Source organism: Microbulbifer mixtoriginis (SeqCode), from assembly GCF_052466695.1.
This window is the reverse complement of record NZ_CP174285.1, coordinates 3245094-3264538: the sequence shown is the minus strand read 5'-3', so window position 1 is coordinate 3264538 and position 19445 is coordinate 3245094. Positions and strand designations below refer to the sequence as shown.

Below are 19445 nucleotides of genomic sequence, written 5' to 3'. Positions count from 1 at the left end.
AATTTTTGTGTTCTAAGTTGCGAATTGCCAGTAGCTGAGGCTGCTCAGCACTGGCAATAATTTCCCTAGTGCAGGGTGTGGGGTGGGGCATTGAGCAGTGACTCTACCTGCTCGCGATCAAAGCGGTATTGGGCATTACAAAACTGGCAATCGCTGATGATTTCGCCATTTTGTTCTTCCAGTAATTTGTACACGTCTTCAGCACCGAGAGAGACCAGGGCGCGTGCGCTGCGCTCTCGCGAGCAACTGCACTTGAAGCGAATAGTGTCGGTGCCCAGGGTAGCCGGTTTCAGCTGGTGGAACAGGCGGTGAATCAGCTCGTCGTGGGGCACGTCGAACAGCTCTTGGGCGGTCACGGTATTTGCCAGGTGCAGGGCGGTTTCCCAGGCGTCGCTGTTTTCCTCGGCGCTGGCGGCATTATTACCGGGTAGCACCTGCAGCATAATACCACCCACGTTGCTGCCATCGCACTCCAGCCAGAAGCGTGTCTCCAGTTGTTCCGACTGGGCAAAGTAATCTTCCAGACATCCGGCCAGGCTCTCTTTTTCCAGTGGGACCACCCCCTGGTAGCGCTCGCCACGTTTGGGCTCCAGAGTGATAGCGATGACACCGCGGGGGCCGATCATATCGCTCAGGCTGGCCTCTTCACTGATTTGGGCGCCACTGGCGACACGGGCAATGCCGCGCAGATCACTGTGGTGGGTACACTCGGCCATAATCAGCGGCACATCACCCTCACCGCGGGCCTGCAGGCTCAATATGCCCTCGAATTTCAGGGTGGTGGAGAGTAGGCAGGCGGCTGCGAGAAACTCTCCCAGCAAATGTGCTACCTGTGCAGGCAGTGGATTATGCTTGAGCACTTCGCGGTAGGCGTCGGTGAGGGTCACCATCTGCCCGCGAATATCGTGTTGGGAAAAGATAAAGCGTTCCAGCTGATCGGACATAGATCGAGTGCCTCGGTATTAAAACCGCGGGATTTTAGAGGTGGATATGTCTAAATGGTAGCCGGCGTGGGTAATTGTGGCGCCGGCACCTGATTGTGAAGGCTGAGGGGAAAGGGTTATCCGCAGCGATTAGCGATTTCCCGCTTTAGTTGTTCGGCCATTTGCCGCCGCTCTCGCTCTGAATAACGCACCTCTTTGCCATCATTGTCGATAAAGGCCACTCGCCCGTTGAGTGAGCGCAGGCGTTGGCGCGCTTTCGTGCAAATGCGTTGTTGCTCCTGTTGGCGTGCGCGTTGCTCTTGTTGCTGACGTTGCTGATACTCCCGTTCTGGGGCGCTGGCTTTTGAAGTGATCAGACTCCGCTGAACCCGAGTGGCCTTAGCAGTATTGATTGGGCCCAATTGCCCAGAAATATCCTGGGCCTTACCCTCGGCCGGGGGACGATCACTAAAATGTACTCTGCCATCGGCATCGACCCAGCGATAGAGCTCACCGGCGTTGGCGCTGACAGCCAGCAGTAGGCTGCCAACTAGGATTCCTCTCAGTTGTTTCACGGCTTCTCCATAGCCCACACAGCGGGCCTTACTCCTCTTTATTGGCCAGTCTGCTGAACAGCCCCTGCGAGTGGCGCTGGGGGATATGGTAGGTCTGCAGAATCATTGCCTCTTGTTCTTGAGCTTCGGCGTGATCTAGCACCATACGATAGCCGGAGCGATCGCGCAGCTCTACAAAATTCTCTTTGTTGGTTTCCATCAATTGGGCAAACTCGTCGAAGTCCGCGACATTGTGGCCATTCACCGAATCGATAATCCAGTTTTTCCAATCGTGGTAACCCAGGTTGACGTTGGCGGGCAGGACCTTGAGCGCAACCACCAGCTCGCGGCGGCTCTCGTCACTCCACTGGTTGCGTGCATAGAGATAATCGATTGGCGCCTTGGAATGCCAGCTCTTGCCCCACCGCTTGATCAGGTTCATGTTCAGAGGCACGAAGACCACGCCGCCATAAATGTAATAGCGCGGCTGCTGGTCGAATTGCTCACCCACCACCAGGGCGCGGGAGGGTGGCGGTGCTGCCAGGGCCACTTGCGCACTTTTTTCTTCACCATTGCGGGAAAAGCGCACCGGTAATTTGTCGCCGACATGATGGCGGTCCACCGCGTAGTGGTAGTTAGTGCGCTGATTTTCACGCCATTCGACGGTGCGATCGGCGGCAACCTCGAAGCCATCAACTTCCAGCAACACGTCGCCGGGTTGGAAAATTTCAGCAGCGGGGGAGTCGCTAAATACCTTGACGATCATTGCGCCGTCCTGGTCCTCGCTGAGACCGGCAGCCTTCTTCATGGAAGGGCTCTCCAGGCTCTGGGTCACCAGGCCCAACTCGGGGAAGCCCTGGTGTTCGCCGTCTTTGGCGTCTTCGAGTACATGGGCGATTACGCTGGGAGGCACAAAATAACCCAGGTTTTCGGCGCTCTGGTTGGTCTGCATGGCCACACCGACGATGCGACCACCGGAAATGACCGGGCCGCCGCTATTGCCGGGGTTAATGGCCGCGTCGATCTGGCCGGCCATCAGATAGCTCTCGGCGTGGGCATAGTACTGGTGTTCTACTCTGGACAGTACGCCGCGGGTGATCGACAGGGACTTGCCGCCAATGGGGTAGCCGTACACGGTGACCTCTTCTTGCAGGTCTGGCAGTGTGCCCAGTGTCAGTGGGCGGGTGTCTTTGAAGAAACTGTCATCATCCACGGTGAGCAGAGCCAGGTCGGCGTCGTGGGAGACAAACTTCACTCGGGCGCGGAATTTCTTGGCGTCGCCGTGGCGTTGCACCTGAATAAAGCTACCGTTGGCCACCACGTGGGCGTTGGTGAGGATCTGCTTGTTGCGGATAACCGCGCCGGAGCCAGATAACTGCTTGGGGTTAAGCAACGCCCAGGGATTGAAGTAGTCCGGGGCGGCAGCAGTGGTGTAAATTTTGATTATCGAACGCTTGAGCTGCTCGTGTTCGCGGCTATCGGCGAGGGCCGTCTGCATTCCGAGCAGAAGCAGCAGGGAGATGGCGATCAGTCGTTTCATCGTGGCTGTTTTCTATCGGGTTAAGTGGGGGCAGTTTAGCAGCTATAGACAAAAATGGCGGAATTTTCACCACTTTTGTCATTTGAGCCTACTCCTGCTCGCGCAGGAAGCGGTGGATCTGGCGGCGCTGCTTTTTATTGGGTCGCTCGCGCTGAATCCCCGCATTGGCTGCCTGGCGTTCAGTGCGCTCCTTTTCGCGCCGGGCAATACTGTCCTCGGTCTCGCGGTACAGGGTGCGGGCGATATCGGCACCGCGACGCTGGTCGGAGAGGGCAATAACCTCCACCTCAATCAAGTCCCAGCCTTGGCGGATACTCAAAAGCGCGCCAACGGTGAGATCTTTGCTGGCTTTGACCCGGTGTCCATCGGCGTGCACTTTACCACCTTCAATAGCCTGTTTGGCGATACTGCGGGTCTTAAAGAAGCGTGCGGCCCAGAGCCACTTGTCGATACGTACTTTTTCCATCGAATCCTGTTGATCAATATAAACTTGGGCCCGGGTTATGCGGGCTTATTGTTACTGCGCTTTGTTACTGCGTTGCAGTGACATAATTTCATCGAAGTGATGAATCGCCGGGAAGTCGCTGATCTGCCGTTTGGGGCCGCGGCTGTCCGGCTGGCGGATACACAACAGGTGGGCGATGCCATAGTCCTGTGCGGCGGCCAACACACTCTGGTTGTCGTCAACAAACAGCGTGCGCTCCGGGTCGAAGGCCACCTCCTCGCGCAGGGCGTGCCAGAAGCTTCCACTCTCTTTGGCATGTCCATAATCGTGGGAGGAAATGATGTCGTCAAACCATTGCTCGAGGCCGGTAATTTGCAGTTTGTGGTCGAGTCCATGGCGGTGTGCATTAGTGACCAGATAGGTGGGCTTACGCAGTTGTCGCAGTCCCTGCAGGAAGGCCTCGGTATGGGGGCGCAGGGCGATGCGCTCTTCGATCTCGCGCAGTATCGCGAGGATATCCAGCTTCAGAGTTTCCGCCCAAAAGTCCAGGCAGTACCACTCCAGAGTGCCGCGGCGTGCATCAATTTCCCGCTGCAGCTCTATTTGGGCCCGCTCGGGATCGAGACCGTGTACTTCGGCGTAGCGTTTGGGTAGATGGTCGAGCCAGAAATGGTTGTCGTAGTGCAAGTCCAGCAGGGTGCCGTCCATATCCAGCAGTACGGTGTCGATACTTCGCCAGTCGAGCATGGGGCCTGTCTACCTCTCTGTGGTGGGGGTGGGAAGCCAAATTGTAGCCTTCCCAAAATATCCCCAGTATGAAGGTGGGCATTATGCCTGGGCACGGCGTATGCCGTACAGGATGGCAAACTGAGCACCGTAATAGCTGAGCATAATTGCTGTGTCGGCTAGAGGTAGCGGTGCTATGAACTTATTCACAGCGATCAATGCGTCGGACAGCATAAAAGTGAGTGCACCGGCGAATAGCAGCCCGGAATTGCCCCGATGAGCCCCGGCGCCTAGGGCCATGGCGACAATGGCAAGCAAGTAAAGAAGCACTGCTGGCGCCAGCTTCCCCGCAGAGGGAAGTATCCAGCGGGCCAGTCCCACTGCGGCCAGCAGAACAGGCAAGATACGTATCAGACTGCGGCGCTTGCGGAAGTCGGCAAAACGCAGGAAATTGGCCGCGTAGAGAAGTTGTGCCACCAGGAAAGCACCCAGGCCAAAGATAAACTGGTGGGCAAACCTCATTTCCAGGAGTACATCGCCGAGTGCGGAAAAAGCCAGGGCCGCAAGTGTCAGAGTGCGAGTGAGTCCATCCAGGTGCCGCATCGCCATCAGGGTGAGAATAGCGATTGGCAGCGCTTTTAGCGAAGCCATCCACAGCCCTTGAATTGCCAAGCCGTCGAGGAGCATAAAAAGAGCGGCAAAGAATATAAATGCTACAGGCATAAATAGGCTTGCATGAGTTGCATCATGGGCATCGGAGGTCATATTCGGATTCATGGCAGCGCCTTTATTTTTGGTTTTATGTTTATCGGAAAGAAGCCAGTCACTAAATGTGGCACAAAGACGTGTTACCACCAACCGGATCGCCATGAATTCACAGCTCCGTGTGAAACCAGTTCCTTGTGAGGGCGGCGATTACTTGCAGAGGAATTTATACGTGTGTGCCATTGGGATTTCCTTGTGGGTCTCTTGGGGCGGCGTACATCTGGGTTACTATCTGCGCACAGGAAATTATAAATCGGTGGACTGCCTGTCTGCCGTGAGAGCCATTAACGGAGAGCTTCATCAATGAAGGCAGCCAATATTCTGGAAACCATCGGCAATACCCCGCATGTGCGTATCAATCATCTGTTTCGCCCAGATATCGAAGTGTGGATGAAGGTGGAGCGTTTTAACCCCGGCAGCAGCATCAAGGACCGTATTGCCCTGGCGATGATTGAGGATGCAGAGCGCCGCGGTGCTTTGCAGCCCGGTGGTGTGATTATCGAGCCCACCTCCGGCAACACAGGTATTGGTTTGGCCATGGTGGCTGTGGTTAAGGGGTATCGATTGATTCTCACCATGCCGGAATCCATGTCTTTGGAGCGGCGCCAGGTGATGAAAGCTATGGGGGCTGAGTTGGTGCTTACTCCCAAGGAGCAGGGTATGGGCGGGGCTATCGCTAAAGCCGAGGAACTATTGGCGCTGCATGAAAACAGCTGGATGCCGCAGCAGTTCTGTAACCGTGCCAATGCCCAGGTGCATCGTGACACCACTGCCAAAGAAATCCTCGCAGATTTCCCCGAGGGGCTCGATTACCTGATTACTGGGGTTGGCACCGGTGGCCACATCACCGGTTGTGGAGAGGTACTGAAGGAATCCTTTCCCAAGTTGCAGGTTTTTGCCGTCGAACCGGAAAATTCTCCAGTGATCAGCGGTGGTGATAAAGGGCTGCACCGCTTGCAGGGGATTGGTGCCGGTTTTATTCCCGAGATACTCAATACCAAAATGCTGGATGGCACCATTTTGGTAAATGGAGAAGACAGTTTTGAAATGGCGCGTAAGTGCGCTTTAAAGGAGGGGATTTTTGTGGGTATTTCCTCAGGTGCGAGCCTGGCCGCGCTGAAAAAGCGCGAGGGCGAATTTGCGCCCGGTAGCCGCGTATTGATTTTTAGTTATGACAGCGGTGAGCGCTACTTGTCGGTGAAGGACCTTTTCCCCTCCTGAGACTTTATACTCACCACCTGAAAAATAAGGGAGTTTTAATGAATAAGGCATTATTGGAGCAGGTGATTGCAATCTGCAAAAACGCCGGTGAAGCTATCTTGGAGGTTTATCACAGCACTGCTGAGCTGGAGGTGGACACCAAGGCGGATGACTCGCCGGTTACAGCTGCGGATTTAGCGGCACACAAAATTTTAGCCCCTGCTCTGGCGCAGCTGATTGACGGTGTACCGGTATTATCGGAAGAGCAGGAAATGCCATCATTTGCCGAGCGCAGCCAGTGGCAGCGGTACTGGATTGTGGACCCGCTGGATGGCACCAAGGAATTTATTCGTCGCACTGGTGAGTTCACCGTTAATGTGGCCCTTATTGAAAATGGCGAACCTGTGCTGGGGGTGGTGCATGTGCCGGTACTGGATATCACCTATGCTGGTGGCAAGGGTGATGGTGCCTTTAAGCGCACGCTATCCGGCGATACAGAAATTCATGTGCGCCCGCTGAAGCCGCGCCTGGAAGCTGGCGGTGCAGTGGAATTGGTTGCTAGCCGCAGCCATGGTGCCGGCGCCGTGGATCAACTGGTAGAGCGTATCGAATCCAAATTGGGTGCGGTGGTCTGTAAAAACATGGGTAGCTCTCTCAAACTGTGTCTGGTGGCTGAAGGGGCCGCTGATCTCTACCCGCGGCTCGCACCCACTTGTGAGTGGGATACAGCCGCGGCCCAGGCGGTGGTTGAGGCTGCCGGTGGCACAGTGGTGGACGATTCCTTCAAGCTGCTGCGTTATAACAGCAAAGATTCTTTGCTGAATCCGTTTTTCTATGTGATCGGTGATGCATCTTACGATTGGCAGGATTTGCTAAATGCAGAGTCTCCAGTGAACTAAGCTTGCCATGCCCCCACTTCGGTGGGGGTTCTATTTATTTTTTATCAACCTTTAAAACCAGCACAAAAGGCCGGCGCTATGCCTCTTCAGGTGAGCCGCAAAGCTTCAGATTTGAATGAAACCCGCTGTTTACGCAGGCAGCTGGAACAGGAGATTGCCTGGTTACAGCGGCAGCAGGATGCCCTGGTGGAGCCGGACGCAGAAAATCAAAAATTCCTATGGCGCACTCTTAACGGCATGATTTTTTCCCGTAGGGCACTTCTCGGAAGAATGCCGCGCTAAATTTTTCGTCGTTCGCACCTTGATAAGGTTTAAATGTCGCAGTGGTTAGGTTGTTTGGCGTGGCCCCTCCAATAACCATTCCGGTTAAATAATGCAATCCCTCGCAATGAGGTTCAGCTCCAACCTAGACATTAAATTCAAAAATTAATTATTCAGCTTTCGGTTTATTCTGAAGTAATAGGTGCGGTTGCGCAGGGTTTATTTAATTGGGGAATTTGTTGATTTTCCTTGCCATATTTCGTTCGCAGTTTTGAAACCCGTCTACGCTTTGGAAAGCCAATGTATAAGAGAATTTTCTAATGCGCTATCCGGTTGTGCTTCACAACATTGAATACGCCGGCTTTGGTGCCATAGCACCCGACCTGCCGCATTGTCACTGCTATGCCGAAACTCTGGATGCCGCTCTACAAAAAATGGCGGAGACTATTTTTCAACGCCTGGAAGAATTACGGCAAGCTGGAGAGCCGATGCCGCAGCCTCAAGACGTCGACAATTTGCGGGATAACCCAGCATTTGCCGGTGGTATCTGGGCCATCATTGATGTGGAAAGCCTTTAAGGATCATTATCCATATAAATTTGGCATTCGATTCGGATAAGTTTCTGAGGTGGATAACCATGACAGCTAAGCTTTGGTAAGGGGGATGAATTAAAAAGCGTCGTGCTGCAAGGATGGATGTAATGAAGACGGTGTTATGTGTCTTGGCCTTACTGTTATCACCAGTGGCCACTGCAGTCGAATGGAATAATCCTTTCGATGGTATTGAGTCGGGTGAATATCGAATTATTACCACGCTGGGATTGGGTTCAGGGGAATTACAGCTCAATGATCAGCGGGATTTTTTTGGTTATGTCAGCGTTGGCGTAACACCCGCCGTGGGTGTTTGGCAGGTGAATTTACAATTTTCTCGCTTTGATGATAATCACGTGCGAATTAATCAGGTGGGGCTCAATTTTAAAGTGGATTTTACCCTGAATTGTTACGTTCAGTGTCTCTACTGGATGGCGGGGTGGAATTATGCCGATGTTGATCTGAATGATGTGCGTAAATATGGTTATTGGTATCACAATAAAGACAAGTGGCACCTGTATGATATTTATGACAAGGATAAAGACTGGTATTACGACGGCCATTATTACCATGTGATCGATGCCAGTGGCAGCGATTCTTTCTGGAACCTTGGGGTTGGCTATCGGTTTATGTGGAACCAGGATTTTGATACTTCCATAGAATACAACTACAACGATATTAATTCGGTCTACCGAGTGAACCTTGGGCACTTACGTACTTTAAGTCTTAATTTTTCCTATCGCTTTTAACTATAAATTTATGTTAAGCGGAAAATTTGAGGTGTTTTCCGCTTAACATACTATGTCCGGTTTTTCAGACCAGTTAATTAGTCATCGTGTTTTAAATACGGTAAATGGTTTTTATCCATAAGGTCCTGCCGGGCTCATTAACCCTATCCAACTGTGGGAAGTTGGGAATTTCTACACCTGCACGGCTGATATGTTCTGCATAGGTTTCATCTAGTAAGTTATCGACCCCTGCAGTGAATAGCAGCCGCTGGCTTGGGCGCCAACCTGCGTTAATTGACAGTACGTCGGCGGAATCCGTGGGCCCAAAGTCCTGTCCGATAATGTTACCCTTACCGATATCGACGCGATCCTGGCTGGCAATAGCCCGCCACAGAATACCCGCCGACCACTGAGCTTGCTCATAGTGCAGCCCCAGGCGTGTTTCCAGTGGGGGCAGTTGGGCCAGGGTGGTATTGTCTGTGTCGTTGGCACCACGCACTGAAGTGACCGTAAATTCGGTGCGCCAGTTTTCGTTTAATTGATAGCTGGCATCTAGTTCTAGTCCCCAGGTGCGCGCCTGAATATTGCGAATTACCGCAGCGGTACGCTTATCCCCAGGCTCCCCCATATCCATTGCGTTGCCCATCGAGGACATGGTGCCCATGCCTGACATCACCGCAGCCTTCTGGTAATCATTCTGTACTAACAGGTAGTCGCGGACATCACTGGCGAAAGCGGAAATACTGGCAGACAATTTTTCAGTGCGATAGATAGTGCCGATATCCAGTTGACTGGTTTTTTCTGACTCTATATTGAGTGCGCTATAGGAATCTGCTGCTTCGCGGGAAAATATTTCCCAGTAATCCGGGAAGCGTTCACTGTAGCCGAGCCCGGCGTAGAGGGTGGCAGAGCTCGTGGAGGTACTTGGCAGCGCCAATTCATAGCGTATAAAACCGCTGGGCAGTTGTTCTGAGCGGCTCTCACCAGCGGTGGGGTTATCGACCGAGGACATCATCGATAACGAAATCGTCTCGCGCAGGTCGCGTACTTCCCAGTCATCCATTCTGGCGCCGGCGATCCAGCGTTGATCCGGAGCGAATTGCCAGCTGGCTTCGGAGAAAATGCCCAGTTGGGAAAATTCCGCATCCGTATTCCAGTTGCGCTGGCGGTAATCAACCATCGTCTGGTTCATGCTCATGCGTCCGCGGTGACGGTTTTCCCAGGTATCCAGGCCTGCTGTCAGCTCAAAGTTATCCGCAGGATTCAGCTGCAGACTCAGCTTGGCACCAATGGTTTCGCTGTCTAAATTCATGACGACTGGATTGGCAGCCATTCCCGAGGGATTACGCAGGCTGTAATTATCCATGATGTGATCGACATAGTTGTAATAGATCTGCACTTCGATGGTATTCAGCAGAGCGCCGATATTGCTGCGCCGGTATTTGGCTTTGTAGCTCTCGCGTGCAAATTTACTGCCATCTACTCCACGGTCGGCATAGGCCGCTTCGGCATCGCTAAAAGCTGTTTCGAATTCCAGGCGGTTGTCATCGTCGGGGGTCCAGGCCAGATTGGCTTTGCCACTCCAGCGCTCATAACCGGAGTGCACCCGATTGCCGTCGCCATCCTTATAATCATCCGCAGAGGCTGAGGTCGCCGAACCGCGCAGGGAAAATTCTGGAGTTTTGTACGCTAGGTCAAAGAGCCCGTCTTTTCGATCGGCGCTGCCGCCAAGCAGGCTCGCATGCATATCCCATTCGGGTTCGCTGGGGCGCTCCCGCTGTTGGTTGAACAGCACTACCCCGGCGGAATTGCCCGGTCCGTGAGTGACGCTCTGGGGGCCTTTAATTACCTCTATTTCGTCGAGGCTTTCGGGGAAAATATAGGCGGTAGGTGGGTCCATACGGCCGGGGCAGCCACCCATAAGAGACTCTCCATCCAATAACATGCCCAGGCGCGAGCCCCCCATACCGCGCAACAGCGGATCGCCACTGGTGCCGCCTTTGCGCACCACGGAAAAGCCGGGAATGGTTTTTAGGTAATCGGCGCCGTCGTTAGCTGGTAGGGGCTGTCGAGGCATTTTCGGGTCCGTCAGTAGGTTGAGCGGCAGTTCGGTTTTTACTCCGGTGACCACCATCTGCTCCATTTCCCCCTCTTTTTTTTCATTTCCCTCACTGGCCATTAGGGAAAATGGAAAGGTGCAACCAGCAATAATTGCCAGGCTCAGTGGTGTGTGTAATGGCTTTTTCTTTTGGAGTTTAACTTTTCGCATTGTGACTTATCCGTTTCTGGGCCGAAGGTCAGGCACGGCCATGGGGAGCGCGGTAAAAATAGCGCGCACGGGTTTATTCCCGCCGGCTAAGCAGCGGGAATTCCAGTTTTTTTAGTGAAGCGGGTCTACGGCTGTTGCAATATCCCAACCAGAAAAATTACCGGCAAAGGTAGTGCAGCGAAGCGCAGAAACAGGCTTCGACTATTTAGTTTTTGAAAAATAAGAAAACCGAGGTTTTAAACTGGAGGGGCGCGGATAAGGGGACGGCTGTAGTATAAAGAAAGAGCGGTGTTAATGCCGTTGCTGAAAAGGGAGAGAATATTCCCCTCGCTGGCGAAATACAGGTCTAATGCAGGTACATGGACAAGACTGGCAGCGGCGGAAAAATTACAGTGATTGTCGGCAAAAGAATGCGCGGTCAGTGCATCGTGGTTGTGCCCACTGTGCTCACCGTGCCCACCACCATGGCTGTGATGATGGTCCTGAGCCTGGCTGGCCAGGGCATTTAATAACAGAGCGCTGCGGCTGTCGCCGTGGCAAAAATCGTAGGGGGTGCCCGCAGAAAAAGCGGCGGGCATAAACCCTGCGGGAACCAAACCACGGGCACTGAGAAACACCAGTAAAAGCAGCAGTGCCTGCCACTGTGGCAGGTGAGGGCGGTTTTTACGGGTGCGCGGGCGACTCATAAATAAGGTTCTTGAAGTTACCGGGATAGACTTAATAAATTCCCGAAGGCAAGTGGCAACAGATTACCCGCTGGCTGTAAAAAGTGCCACTATCGGTAACAAATTTTTCTGTTTGCAAGTTAATTAATTTGTACAGTCGCATTCGGATAAAACTATTATCCGATTTTTTTAACGCAAAAGAGATTTTAAGCGTGCGCTGATGCCATGAAAAAACTGATGTTTTTTCTTCGCTTTATCACCGCTTAAAAAATTGATTTGGATCGCCTGTCGTTTGCCGACAAAACTGGGGTAACCATGCCAACAATTATCCGTTACCTTAAAGGCCACCAGAGAGCCTGGTCCCGGTAGTAGTTCATCACTGTAGTCGTCCAGGCTCTTGCCGCTGCGCAGGATACGCAGGCGTCCAGTGGGCGCAGACCAGTCGTTGTTCAGATAGATCAATACGGTAATGAGTTTGGTTTTGGAGTCCGTATGGATACGCCCATCTTTGGCTCGGGAGTATCCGCGCAGGGTGGCCATCATCGGTTTATCAGATAGATCCAGCGCAAATTTTTCACCGAGAATACTTCGCACCTCTGTGCTGCCAAATTGTTCGACAAAACTGCGCAGGCGTTCCGAAGTTTTGACATCCTCGATATTGAAGCTGCCGCCTTTGTCTAGAGGAGGGAAGTCTGCGATCAGGGCGCTGGCCTCGTCGGAGGCCAGGGAGCGCTCTAGGTAGAAATGGGGGAAAGGGGAAGTCTTTACTTCGGCACTGCTGAGTCGCTCGATAGTGATTTGGGACATGGTCAATTTAAGCTCCCTATACTGTGGGATTATTTTTTTAGGACATCGTTAACATCACTCTTCGGTTACCTCTTACATCAAATACTTTGAATTCCCGGCTTTCACTACCGGTTAGATTTTGCCGCTGCGTTTTAAACGCCAGTAGGCTTCCACCAGCGCCTGGTGCAAAAGCTCCGGACGGGAATCCACCACTAGTACATTACAGGCTTGTAACTGTTGCAATAGGCGCGCACGGCGACGAAGAAAATCCCGTGCGGCTGCGCCTTCGACGGCCTCGGAAAAATCCCCGATAGGCTTTTGTGCCATTCGGTCTACGGCGGTCTCCCTTAGGCTCGCCACCATCACTAAGTGATTGCGAGTGAGCAGCCGCACTGCGGTGAGCAGTTCGCTGCTGTCTTCATCGCGCAGGTTGGTAATTAGGATCACCAGTGCGCGGCGCTTGTGGGCACCCAGCAGTTGCTGGGCGGCGCCGCTGTAGTCCGCGCTGCCAGTGCCGGAGTGCAGATCGTAGACATTGTTCAGCAACAGGTTGATGGCGCTCTCACCCTTTACCGGTGGCAGTTGCCCGCCGGAGCTGTCTTGTGTGGCGGCGAAGGCCTGCAGACCCACGGCGTCGCCCTGCTTTATCGCCACATAGGCGGATAGCAGCAGGCCATTGAGGGCATGATCAAAGTGACTCAGTTCGCCATCTTTGGCGCGCATGCGCCGACCGCAGTCGAGCATATAAATAATTTCTTGATCGCGCTCGTCCTGGTATTCACGGCTGATCAGTTTGTGCAGGCGTGAACTAGCGCGCCAGTCTACCTGGCGCTGGCTGTCGCCCTGGCGGTATTCACGCAGCTGGCGAAAATCCATACCTTCGCCGCGGCGCTGCTGCTGATGCAGGCCGAGGTGGCGCAGAGTTTGCTCAGTGGAGAGCGCCTGCAGGGAGGAGATGCCGAGAAAATTGGGGTAGACCTTTACCGACTGTTCGCGGCCGAGCCACAGGCGTGTTTGCCAGAGGCCCCAGGGTGAGTCGGCGAGTACCTCGATTCGGCCAAACTCGGCGCTGCCACGGCGATGGGGTACCAGACTGTACTCAATGGCAACCTCCTGATCTGGCTCCAGCAGCGCCTGGCGTGGTAATCCGTTGCTGCCCAGTTGTTGCGGTACGTTGTCACATACCGATAGCTTCAGGGCCCTCTGGCCATGGTTGCGCAACTTCAAATGAACGCAGTTGCGCACGCCCAGGGCCAAATTAGCGGGCAGTTTGCGCTGGCCCTCCAGGCCCAGAATCCTGCGTCCGGTGAGGAAATCCAACAGTGCCGCGCCGATCAGCAGTCCCCCAACTGTCCACCAGAGGGACTGCAACAGCTCCGCAGATTGGGGTGCCCAGATGCGCGCGGCGCTCACCGTAAGCGCAGCCAGGCACCAGTAGCCGAGGAGCTTCACCAGGCGGTGGCTGGGCCCGGGTCTTCCGAGCTGAGGTTTTGCGTATGGAACCTCTGTCGCAGCGACATCCTGTGTCACAGTCGCGGTGCCTCGACGCTATCGATAATCATGGCCAGAGCACTGTCGGTGGTCTCGCCATCGATTTCCATATCTGGGGACAGGCTCACGCGGTGGCGCATGACGGGTATCGCCATCGCCTTGATATCGTCGGGCAGCACAAATTCCCGCCCCTGCAACAAGGCGCTGGCACGTGCGGCCTGCAACAGGCCGATACTGGCGCGGGGACCCGCTGGGCTGCGCAACTGGCTGGCGTCGCGGGTGGCGCGCACCAGGCGCACGGCGTAATCCAGCACCTGCTGGTCCAGGGCTACCTGGGGTACCAGGGCTTGCAGTTGTTGCAGCTGCTCCACGGTTATCTCGCCGGCAGACTTCTCCCGCAGGTGCTGCTCGATGCGACCACTGCTGGCAGCGGCGGCCAGTTTCAGCTCGGCCTCCAGGCTGGGGTAGTCGATCAGAACTTTGAGAAGGAAGCGGTCCAGCTCCGCCTCCGGCAGTGGATAGGTGCCCTCTTGCTCAATAGGGTTCTGGGTGGCGAGCACCATAAAGGGGCTGGGTACGGGAAATGCCTTGCCATCGATTGTGACCTGCTTCTCCTGCATCACCTCTAGCAGGGCTGCCTGGGTTTTGGCCGGGGCGCGGTTGATTTCATCCGCCAGCAGTAAGTTGGTAAATACCGGGCCGCGGCGCACTTCGAAGCGGCTCTCGCCCATGTTGTACATAGCGTGGCCGGTCACGTCAGCTGGCATCAGGTCCGGGGTGAATTGGATGCGGCGGAAGTGACCGCCAAAGCAGCTGGCCAGGGTGCGCACCAACAGGGTTTTGCCAAGGCCGGGTACGCCTTCCAGCAATACGTGGCCGGAAGCCAGCAAGGCCACCAACACCTGTTCGACGACCTGCTCCTGACCGATCAGCAGGCGGTTGATATTTTTGCGTAGCAGTTGCAGTTGGGCCGAGGCAGCCTGCCAGTCCGGTGCCTCGGTGTGGGTTTTTGGTTCTGGGTTCAGGGTGGTATCACTCATAGGGCTGCCTCTATACGCTGCAGATTGCGCATTTGTTCGGTAAAGGTTTCTTCGCTGGTCGCCGGTGTGCCCCAAAGGCAGGCGACCAGTTTGGTTTCACTGAGGCCGGTGGCATCACTGAGGTGCTGGCACAGTTTGCGCTTGGTCTTGGCGTTGGCGTCCGCAGCGCCGAGCCGGCGCAGCAGCTCTTCGCGCTGGCCGCGCAGTAACCGTTCGCACTGGTCGTCGCGCCAGTAGTAGTGGCCGCAGGCGGAGATATGCTCCAACAGTGAGCGCCGGGCAATCTCAGGCGGAGGTTGCAACGGGCCAAAGCGGCGCGCACGTAGAACCAGCCAGCCGAGCAAGGCGAGTAGGCCGGAGATAAAAAATTCAGAAGCGTACTTTTTCGCTAAAAAACCCAGGGAGTCGAAACGAGGGCGGGTCAGAAAGACGAAATCGCCACTTCCGGCCAAAAGCTGCAGGAAATAGGCGTGGTCGAAATGGCCGATGCGGTGGGATTGCCAGATAGTGTTATCGGTCAGCAGGGTGATAACCCCTTGACCCCGCTCAAATTGCATAAAAGGCACGGCTTCGTCTTCGCGCCATACCTTGGCGAAAAATACCGGGGCGCCCTCAGCGCTGCTGTTATCGATCCCCTCGTGATAGAGCAGTTGGCCTGGGTCGAAATGTAATTGAATCTCAGCCCCACCGGCGGTAGGCAGAGTGATCAAGTCTTCCGTTTCAACATCTGGGTTGCGGGGTTTTTTCTCTTTGGTCTTGGCCTGCTCTTCGGCTTCGTCGATTTTGCGATTGTATTCGCGCATGGCCTCACCGGGGCTCTGCTCCGGGCTCAGTTCGGCATCTTCGCCCAGCAGTGGCTGCAGGGGATGCTCAAAGCGATATTCCTCGTGGCCTTCTACGATGGAGACACCCAGGTTTTCCAGCAGCCAGTCGCGTTCGGCACTGCCTCCTTTCTCGGAATCGAACCCTGCAGTACGTGCCACTACGATGGCGTGCCCCCCGCTTTCCACCCATTGCAGTAGCTCCTCAACCCGCTGGGAGTTGTAAGCTTGGCTGGAGTTAGCGATAAACAGAGTCGCATTTGGGGACAGCCCATTCAGGACGGAGATATTTTCTGCCTGGCGCGGTTCCAGCCCTACTTGCGCCAGGTAGTGCTCGGCGGCCAGAAACAGATTGCGCCGCGCCTCAGGCCCCCAACCGCGATCCTTTTCTTCTGTGTAGCGTTCAAAAAAGGTGAGAAATAACCATACCAGTGCCGCACAGAGCAGCAGGGCGAAGCCAATTACTAGACGTTTAACGGTCATTGCCGAACACCTCCTGCCACTGTTGGCACAGGCCGCCCAGCTGCTCATCGGCGGGGGGGCGATGAGCATAGGCCAGCTGTTGCCAACTGCCGGTGAGTTGCTGCACAAACTGGCTCAATGGGGCGCCGACTGGGCGCAGCGCTTCCTGTGGTGATCGCTGGCGATGGCTCACCAGCTGGGCACACTCGCTTTCGGTAAGGTGGTCGCCAAACTGGAACTGGAAATCCTCAATTAAATGGGACAGGGTGGAACGATACAGGAGGCCGAGACCGGCGCGTTGATCGCCGGTCCGCCACAGGCGCATCACTTCCGCGCATACGTCGTCGGGCAGGCTGGACTGACGTACATCGAGTCCGAACAGGGTTTCTGGCGCTACCAGTTTTGTTTTGGGTTTGTGTTGCCAGCGCAAGCTGTTAAGGATGGCTTCGCGGTGGCGCCACCCCAGATAGAGCAAGCCGGCAATCACGCCAATCCACAGTAGTAACTCAATGGGCTTGGCGAGCAGTGCTCCCCAGCTGATGTCTGAGGAATCATCAGTCTCCTGAGAGTTTTGCATAAGCCATTTGAATAGCCATTCGAATAGCTCAATGATCCACTCGGGAATTTTTCCTCGCTCTTCTTCAATTTTTTTCAGGCGCCAGCCGCTCTCCTGCTCAATGCTGTGAAAATCCTCTCCGGCGAGAATCTCGTCAATGTGTTGTTGCGCTTGAGCTGGGGTTTGCAACGTTTCCGCATAGGCCTGTGGCGCCGGTGCCAGGGAGGTGCCGGCCAGGGCGCACAGTAACAACAGAGCGGCTAGGGGGGAGGTGCTAGTGGCGGTCTTTTTACCAGCCCGCTGAGCGTGTCGGTAGCGCTCGACCAAATCGCGGAATTGAATCTCGATATCCCAGCCTTCCAGCTCGATGCGCCGGCCGATATACAGGCAAAAGCCGCTGACGATATAAAATGGCGCCACCGCCGCCATAATAAGTAAACAGAGAATATTGGATGCCCATTCCAGCGCCAGGGTCTCGCCGCGAATCAGTGGAATCCATTGGATATTTGCCACAACCTGCTCGGGAATAAACAGATAAATCAAGATAAAGGCTGCGATCAGGAAGAAGGATTCCAGGTGAATACCGGTCAAGGTCAGCCAGGTGGCCGCACCGGAGTTTTTGCGGTGCAGTACACCGATACGCGCGCTACGAGCCGTGCCTTTGGATTGCTCCAATACGGTGACCGGCATATCAAAAGAGCGGGTCGGGCTCAGGCGACGGAGGGTGATCCAGGCGAGCCAGTCGGTGCGGTTGTGGCGGAAAAACTCTTTGAGCACTGCCAGTGCAGATACCGGCGCGCCGAACAGAGAGCGGCTGATCATGAACAGCGGCAGGCGGTCAAACACCGGTTTTAACCACCAGAGAGCGAACAGTGACCAGCCGGGATGAGCCGGGAAGAACCAGGCTAAGGCACCCAGTACCAAAGCTGCCGGCAACAACCAGACCAGAAACATCGGCAGCCAGTGCTTGCGGGCCAGGGCGACACCCAGATCGATGGATTCCCAGGGCGAGCGTAGGCGTGCCCTTACCGCCATATTTTTAACTTGCATGGCTGGAATCCCCGCGCCCAGCCAGGGCGAAGTAAGCGAATACCAGCAGCCACAGTAGGGCGCCGAAACCTAACTTAATTGTTATGGGCGTGGTAGCACTGGAGGACCAGAAGGCTTCGAGGAAGGCGGCGATCACCAGCATCAGGAAAGTGCCGTACATGATTTTCATGGCCTCGACACTGGCCAGGCGCAGCGCCACAGAACGGCGGTGTTGTCCCGGCTCTACCAGCGAGCGCCCTAACAACAGGCCAGCGGCGCCGGCCAGTACTATGGCGGTCAGCTCAAAGGCGCCGTGGCCGATCACAAAAGGGTAAAACGTGGAGACAAATCCCACTCGCGTGATATGCCCAAAAGCCGCACCGATAAATAGCCCATTAAAGACCAGGAAAAAGATGGAGCCGAGTCCGAATAGTATGCCCCCGGCAAAAGTGCGGAAAGCAATGCCAATATTGTTCTTGATGTAGAAGCCAAACATGGCCAGATCGGTATCGGAGCCGCGCTCGCGCCCCAGCACGCGGTTGCCGGGATCGTACATCGATTCCAAGGATAATACGTCTCCTGGCGACATCACCGCATAAATCAGTGCGTCGTTATTGTAGGTGCCGATGCCCATCACTAGGGCGGGCAGTAAAAACAGTGCCGTTGCCAACAACACTACGCGGCCATTGGCGCGCACCGCCTGGGGAAATCCGGCCAACAGATAGTGCAGCCAACCTTTGCGGCGCAGAGTTTGCTGGCGGTAAACCCGGTGGTGGGCCGCTGTAACCAGCTTGTTGAGGTGGTCGATCAGGCGGCTGGTATATTGACGCTCTTTGGCCACCGCCAGTTGCTGACACAGCTCCCGGTAGACGACCGGAAGATCCAGGGCGCTCGCCTGCGTGCTTTTGCTATCGCTTTTCAGCCAGGCTTCCAGCTGTGCCCAGCTGTCGCGGTAGCGATTCTCAAAATCTCTCTGTCTCATAACCCCTCAGCCCCTGCCGCCCAATAACCAACTACCCACAGAGCGCAGGTATTCCAGCGCAGCGCTATCTCTCTTCTCGGTAACGGGTTCGAGCAAATTGGCCAGCTCTTGTTGGCGCGCTTCGCTCAGGTCTTCGTGGCGTTCAAGTAAACTGATCAGGGCCAGCTGGTCCTGTTGTTTGAAATTGTGCGGTGGTGGAAGAGGCGTTGTATCCGGCAGGGCTACAGGCACCTTGTCCTCGTCCCTGTAGATCACCAGGGTACCGGCGGCCAAGTCACCGAGACGCTGGAAGTGTCGCCCGAGGGTCATGGCAATAACGCCGGTGGCGTAAGCGAAAGGGAGAAAGTCGGCAAAGCGCAAAAGGTTGCGCACTATGGAAGCACCCCAGGAGATGGGGGTGAGATTGTCGTTGACCACCATCAGGCCGAAGGCCTTTTTACCCGGTGTCTGGCCGCCGCGCAGCACTTCAAAAAACACCGGGTAGAACCACTCCAGCAGGAAGGAGCAGACCAGCCAGATTCCTATACCGGTGGTTTCGGCAAAGGCCAAACCTATTCCCAGAGCAGTCAGTATTAGGGTGCGGTAAAACACATCCACGGCAAAGGCGAGGATGCGCGGCACAGGCCCTGCAGCCCGTGCACGCAGATCGATACCCTCAGGGGTTTCGACGTTGTAGGTGGTATCCAGCAAGCTACCACTCCTGTTAGATGCTA

20 protein-coding genes are annotated in these 19445 nt (G+C 55.1%); 5 read left to right on the top strand and 15 right to left on the bottom strand.

The genetic code is table 11. The features are described 5' to 3' along the window. Positions 1 to 65: 65 nt before the first annotated feature. From hslO to ACJJI0_RS14085, 6 genes are all read right to left on the bottom strand, one after another. Positions 66 to 944: an Hsp33 family molecular chaperone HslO gene (gene hslO / locus ACJJI0_RS14110; RefSeq protein ID WP_444883084.1), complete on the bottom strand. Its 879-nt coding sequence runs from the start codon at positions 942 to 944 to the stop codon at positions 66 to 68. 116 nt (positions 945 to 1060) lie between these two features. Beyond that, on the bottom strand, positions 1061 to 1498 hold the full coding sequence (locus ACJJI0_RS14105; protein WP_444883083.1) for a DUF4124 domain-containing protein: 438 nt from the start codon (positions 1496 to 1498) through the stop codon (positions 1061 to 1063). Between the two features lie 28 nt (positions 1499 to 1526). After that, complete coding sequence (locus ACJJI0_RS14100) at positions 1527 to 3017, bottom strand: S1C family serine protease (RefSeq protein WP_444883082.1); 1491 nt, start codon at positions 3015 to 3017, stop codon at positions 1527 to 1529. An 88-nt stretch (positions 3018 to 3105) separates the two neighbouring features. Beyond that, on the bottom strand, positions 3106 to 3483 hold the full coding sequence (locus ACJJI0_RS14095) for an Hsp15 family ribosome-associated heat shock protein (RefSeq protein WP_444883081.1): 378 nt from the start codon (positions 3481 to 3483) through the stop codon (positions 3106 to 3108). 51 nt (positions 3484 to 3534) lie between these two features. Then, positions 3535 to 4209: a GMP/IMP nucleotidase gene (gene yrfG / locus ACJJI0_RS14090; RefSeq protein WP_444883080.1), complete on the bottom strand. Its 675-nt coding sequence runs from the start codon at positions 4207 to 4209 to the stop codon at positions 3535 to 3537. A gap of 81 nt (positions 4210 to 4290) precedes the next feature. Beyond that, entirely contained in the window at positions 4291 to 5058 is a 768-nt protein-coding gene (locus ACJJI0_RS14085) for a lysoplasmalogenase (RefSeq protein WP_444883079.1), read from the bottom strand. Positions 5059 to 5256: 198 nt separating this feature from the next. On the opposite strand from ACJJI0_RS14085, the gene cysK reads away from it, so the two are divergent. From cysK to ACJJI0_RS14060, 5 genes are all read left to right on the top strand, one after another. Beyond that, complete coding sequence (gene cysK / locus ACJJI0_RS14080; RefSeq protein WP_444883078.1) at positions 5257 to 6174, top strand: cysteine synthase A; 918 nt, start codon at positions 5257 to 5259, stop codon at positions 6172 to 6174. 38 nt (positions 6175 to 6212) lie between these two features. Beyond that, positions 6213 to 7052 (top strand): 3'(2'),5'-bisphosphate nucleotidase CysQ, encoded by an 840-nt coding sequence (gene cysQ, locus ACJJI0_RS14075; protein ID WP_444883077.1) that lies wholly within the window; start codon positions 6213 to 6215, stop codon positions 7050 to 7052. Between the two features lie 78 nt (positions 7053 to 7130). Next, positions 7131 to 7334: a hypothetical protein gene (locus tag ACJJI0_RS14070; protein WP_444883076.1), complete on the top strand. Its 204-nt coding sequence runs from the start codon at positions 7131 to 7133 to the stop codon at positions 7332 to 7334. 299 nt (positions 7335 to 7633) lie between these two features. Continuing rightward, the gene (locus ACJJI0_RS14065) at positions 7634 to 7891 is read left to right on the top strand and encodes a type II toxin-antitoxin system HicB family antitoxin (protein ID WP_252083702.1); all 258 of its coding nucleotides are present in this window, start codon (positions 7634 to 7636) and stop codon (positions 7889 to 7891) included. A 122-nt stretch (positions 7892 to 8013) separates the two neighbouring features. Continuing rightward, complete coding sequence (locus ACJJI0_RS14060; protein WP_444883075.1) at positions 8014 to 8652, top strand: outer membrane beta-barrel protein; 639 nt, start codon at positions 8014 to 8016, stop codon at positions 8650 to 8652. A gap of 91 nt (positions 8653 to 8743) precedes the next feature. On the opposite strand, the gene ACJJI0_RS14055 is transcribed toward ACJJI0_RS14060, so the two are convergent. From ACJJI0_RS14055 to ACJJI0_RS14015, 9 genes are all read right to left on the bottom strand, one after another. After that, positions 8744 to 10900 carry a TonB-dependent copper receptor gene (locus tag ACJJI0_RS14055; RefSeq protein WP_444883074.1) on the bottom strand — a complete coding sequence of 719 codons (2157 nt, stop codon included), beginning with the start codon at positions 10898 to 10900 and terminating at the stop codon, positions 8744 to 8746. A 236-nt stretch (positions 10901 to 11136) separates the two neighbouring features. Beyond that, positions 11137 to 11586: a hypothetical protein gene (locus ACJJI0_RS14050; RefSeq protein ID WP_444883073.1), complete on the bottom strand. Its 450-nt coding sequence runs from the start codon at positions 11584 to 11586 to the stop codon at positions 11137 to 11139. Positions 11587 to 11754: 168 nt separating this feature from the next. Beyond that, complete coding sequence (locus tag ACJJI0_RS14045; protein ID WP_444883072.1) at positions 11755 to 12372, bottom strand: 2OG-Fe(II) oxygenase; 618 nt, start codon at positions 12370 to 12372, stop codon at positions 11755 to 11757. Positions 12373 to 12483: 111 nt separating this feature from the next. Then, positions 12484 to 13881: a DUF58 domain-containing protein gene (locus tag ACJJI0_RS14040; protein ID WP_444883071.1), complete on the bottom strand. Its 1398-nt coding sequence runs from the start codon at positions 13879 to 13881 to the stop codon at positions 12484 to 12486. Next, positions 13878 to 14882, bottom strand: a complete 1005-nt coding sequence (locus tag ACJJI0_RS14035; protein ID WP_444883070.1) for an AAA family ATPase — start codon at positions 14880 to 14882, stop codon at positions 13878 to 13880. Before ACJJI0_RS14035 ends, ACJJI0_RS14040 begins: the two co-directional genes overlap by 4 nt. Then, a complete protein-coding gene (locus ACJJI0_RS14030) occupies positions 14879 to 16186 on the bottom strand; it encodes a DUF4350 domain-containing protein (RefSeq protein WP_444883069.1) in 1308 nt (435 codons plus the stop codon). The genes ACJJI0_RS14035 and ACJJI0_RS14030 overlap by 4 nt, the downstream gene beginning before the upstream one ends. Continuing rightward, entirely contained in the window at positions 16176 to 17771 is a 1596-nt protein-coding gene (locus tag ACJJI0_RS14025) for a DUF4129 domain-containing protein (RefSeq protein WP_444883068.1), read from the bottom strand. Before ACJJI0_RS14025 ends, ACJJI0_RS14030 begins: the two co-directional genes overlap by 11 nt. After that, positions 17761 to 18732 carry a stage II sporulation protein M gene (locus tag ACJJI0_RS14020; protein WP_444883067.1) on the bottom strand — a complete coding sequence of 324 codons (972 nt, stop codon included), beginning with the start codon at positions 18730 to 18732 and terminating at the stop codon, positions 17761 to 17763. The genes ACJJI0_RS14025 and ACJJI0_RS14020 overlap by 11 nt, the downstream gene beginning before the upstream one ends. Positions 18733 to 18738: 6 nt before the next feature. Continuing rightward, positions 18739 to 19422 carry an RDD family protein gene (locus ACJJI0_RS14015; protein WP_444883066.1) on the bottom strand — a complete coding sequence of 228 codons (684 nt, stop codon included), beginning with the start codon at positions 19420 to 19422 and terminating at the stop codon, positions 18739 to 18741. Positions 19423 to 19445: the final 23 nt, after the last annotated feature.

Coding starts and splice junctions, on each gene's coding strand:
- hslO (WP_444883084.1), bottom strand. CDS start 944: ATGTCCGATCAGCTGGAACGCTTTATCTTTTCCCAACACGATATTCGC.
- ACJJI0_RS14100 (WP_444883082.1), bottom strand. CDS start 3,017: ATGAAACGACTGATCGCCATCTCCCTGCTGCTTCTGCTCGGAATGCAG.
- ACJJI0_RS14095 (WP_444883081.1), bottom strand. CDS start 3,483: ATGGAAAAAGTACGTATCGACAAGTGGCTCTGGGCCGCACGCTTCTTT.
- yrfG (WP_444883080.1), bottom strand. CDS start 4,209: ATGCTCGACTGGCGAAGTATCGACACCGTACTGCTGGATATGGACGGC.
- ACJJI0_RS14085 (WP_444883079.1), bottom strand. CDS start 5,058: ATGGCGATCCGGTTGGTGGTAACACGTCTTTGTGCCACATTTAGTGAC.
- cysK (WP_444883078.1), top strand. CDS start 5,257: ATGAAGGCAGCCAATATTCTGGAAACCATCGGCAATACCCCGCATGTG.
- cysQ (WP_444883077.1), top strand. CDS start 6,213: ATGAATAAGGCATTATTGGAGCAGGTGATTGCAATCTGCAAAAACGCC.
- ACJJI0_RS14070 (WP_444883076.1), top strand. CDS start 7,131: ATGCCTCTTCAGGTGAGCCGCAAAGCTTCAGATTTGAATGAAACCCGC.
- ACJJI0_RS14065 (WP_252083702.1), top strand. CDS start 7,634: ATGCGCTATCCGGTTGTGCTTCACAACATTGAATACGCCGGCTTTGGT.
- ACJJI0_RS14060 (WP_444883075.1), top strand. CDS start 8,014: ATGAAGACGGTGTTATGTGTCTTGGCCTTACTGTTATCACCAGTGGCC.
- ACJJI0_RS14055 (WP_444883074.1), bottom strand. CDS start 10,900: ATGCGAAAAGTTAAACTCCAAAAGAAAAAGCCATTACACACACCACTG.
- ACJJI0_RS14050 (WP_444883073.1), bottom strand. CDS start 11,586: ATGAGTCGCCCGCGCACCCGTAAAAACCGCCCTCACCTGCCACAGTGG.
- ACJJI0_RS14045 (WP_444883072.1), bottom strand. CDS start 12,372: ATGTCCCAAATCACTATCGAGCGACTCAGCAGTGCCGAAGTAAAGACT.
- ACJJI0_RS14035 (WP_444883070.1), bottom strand. CDS start 14,882: ATGAGTGATACCACCCTGAACCCAGAACCAAAAACCCACACCGAGGCA.
- ACJJI0_RS14030 (WP_444883069.1), bottom strand. CDS start 16,186: ATGACCGTTAAACGTCTAGTAATTGGCTTCGCCCTGCTGCTCTGTGCG.
- ACJJI0_RS14025 (WP_444883068.1), bottom strand. CDS start 17,771: ATGCAAGTTAAAAATATGGCGGTAAGGGCACGCCTACGCTCGCCCTGG.
- ACJJI0_RS14020 (WP_444883067.1), bottom strand. CDS start 18,732: ATGAGACAGAGAGATTTTGAGAATCGCTACCGCGACAGCTGGGCACAG.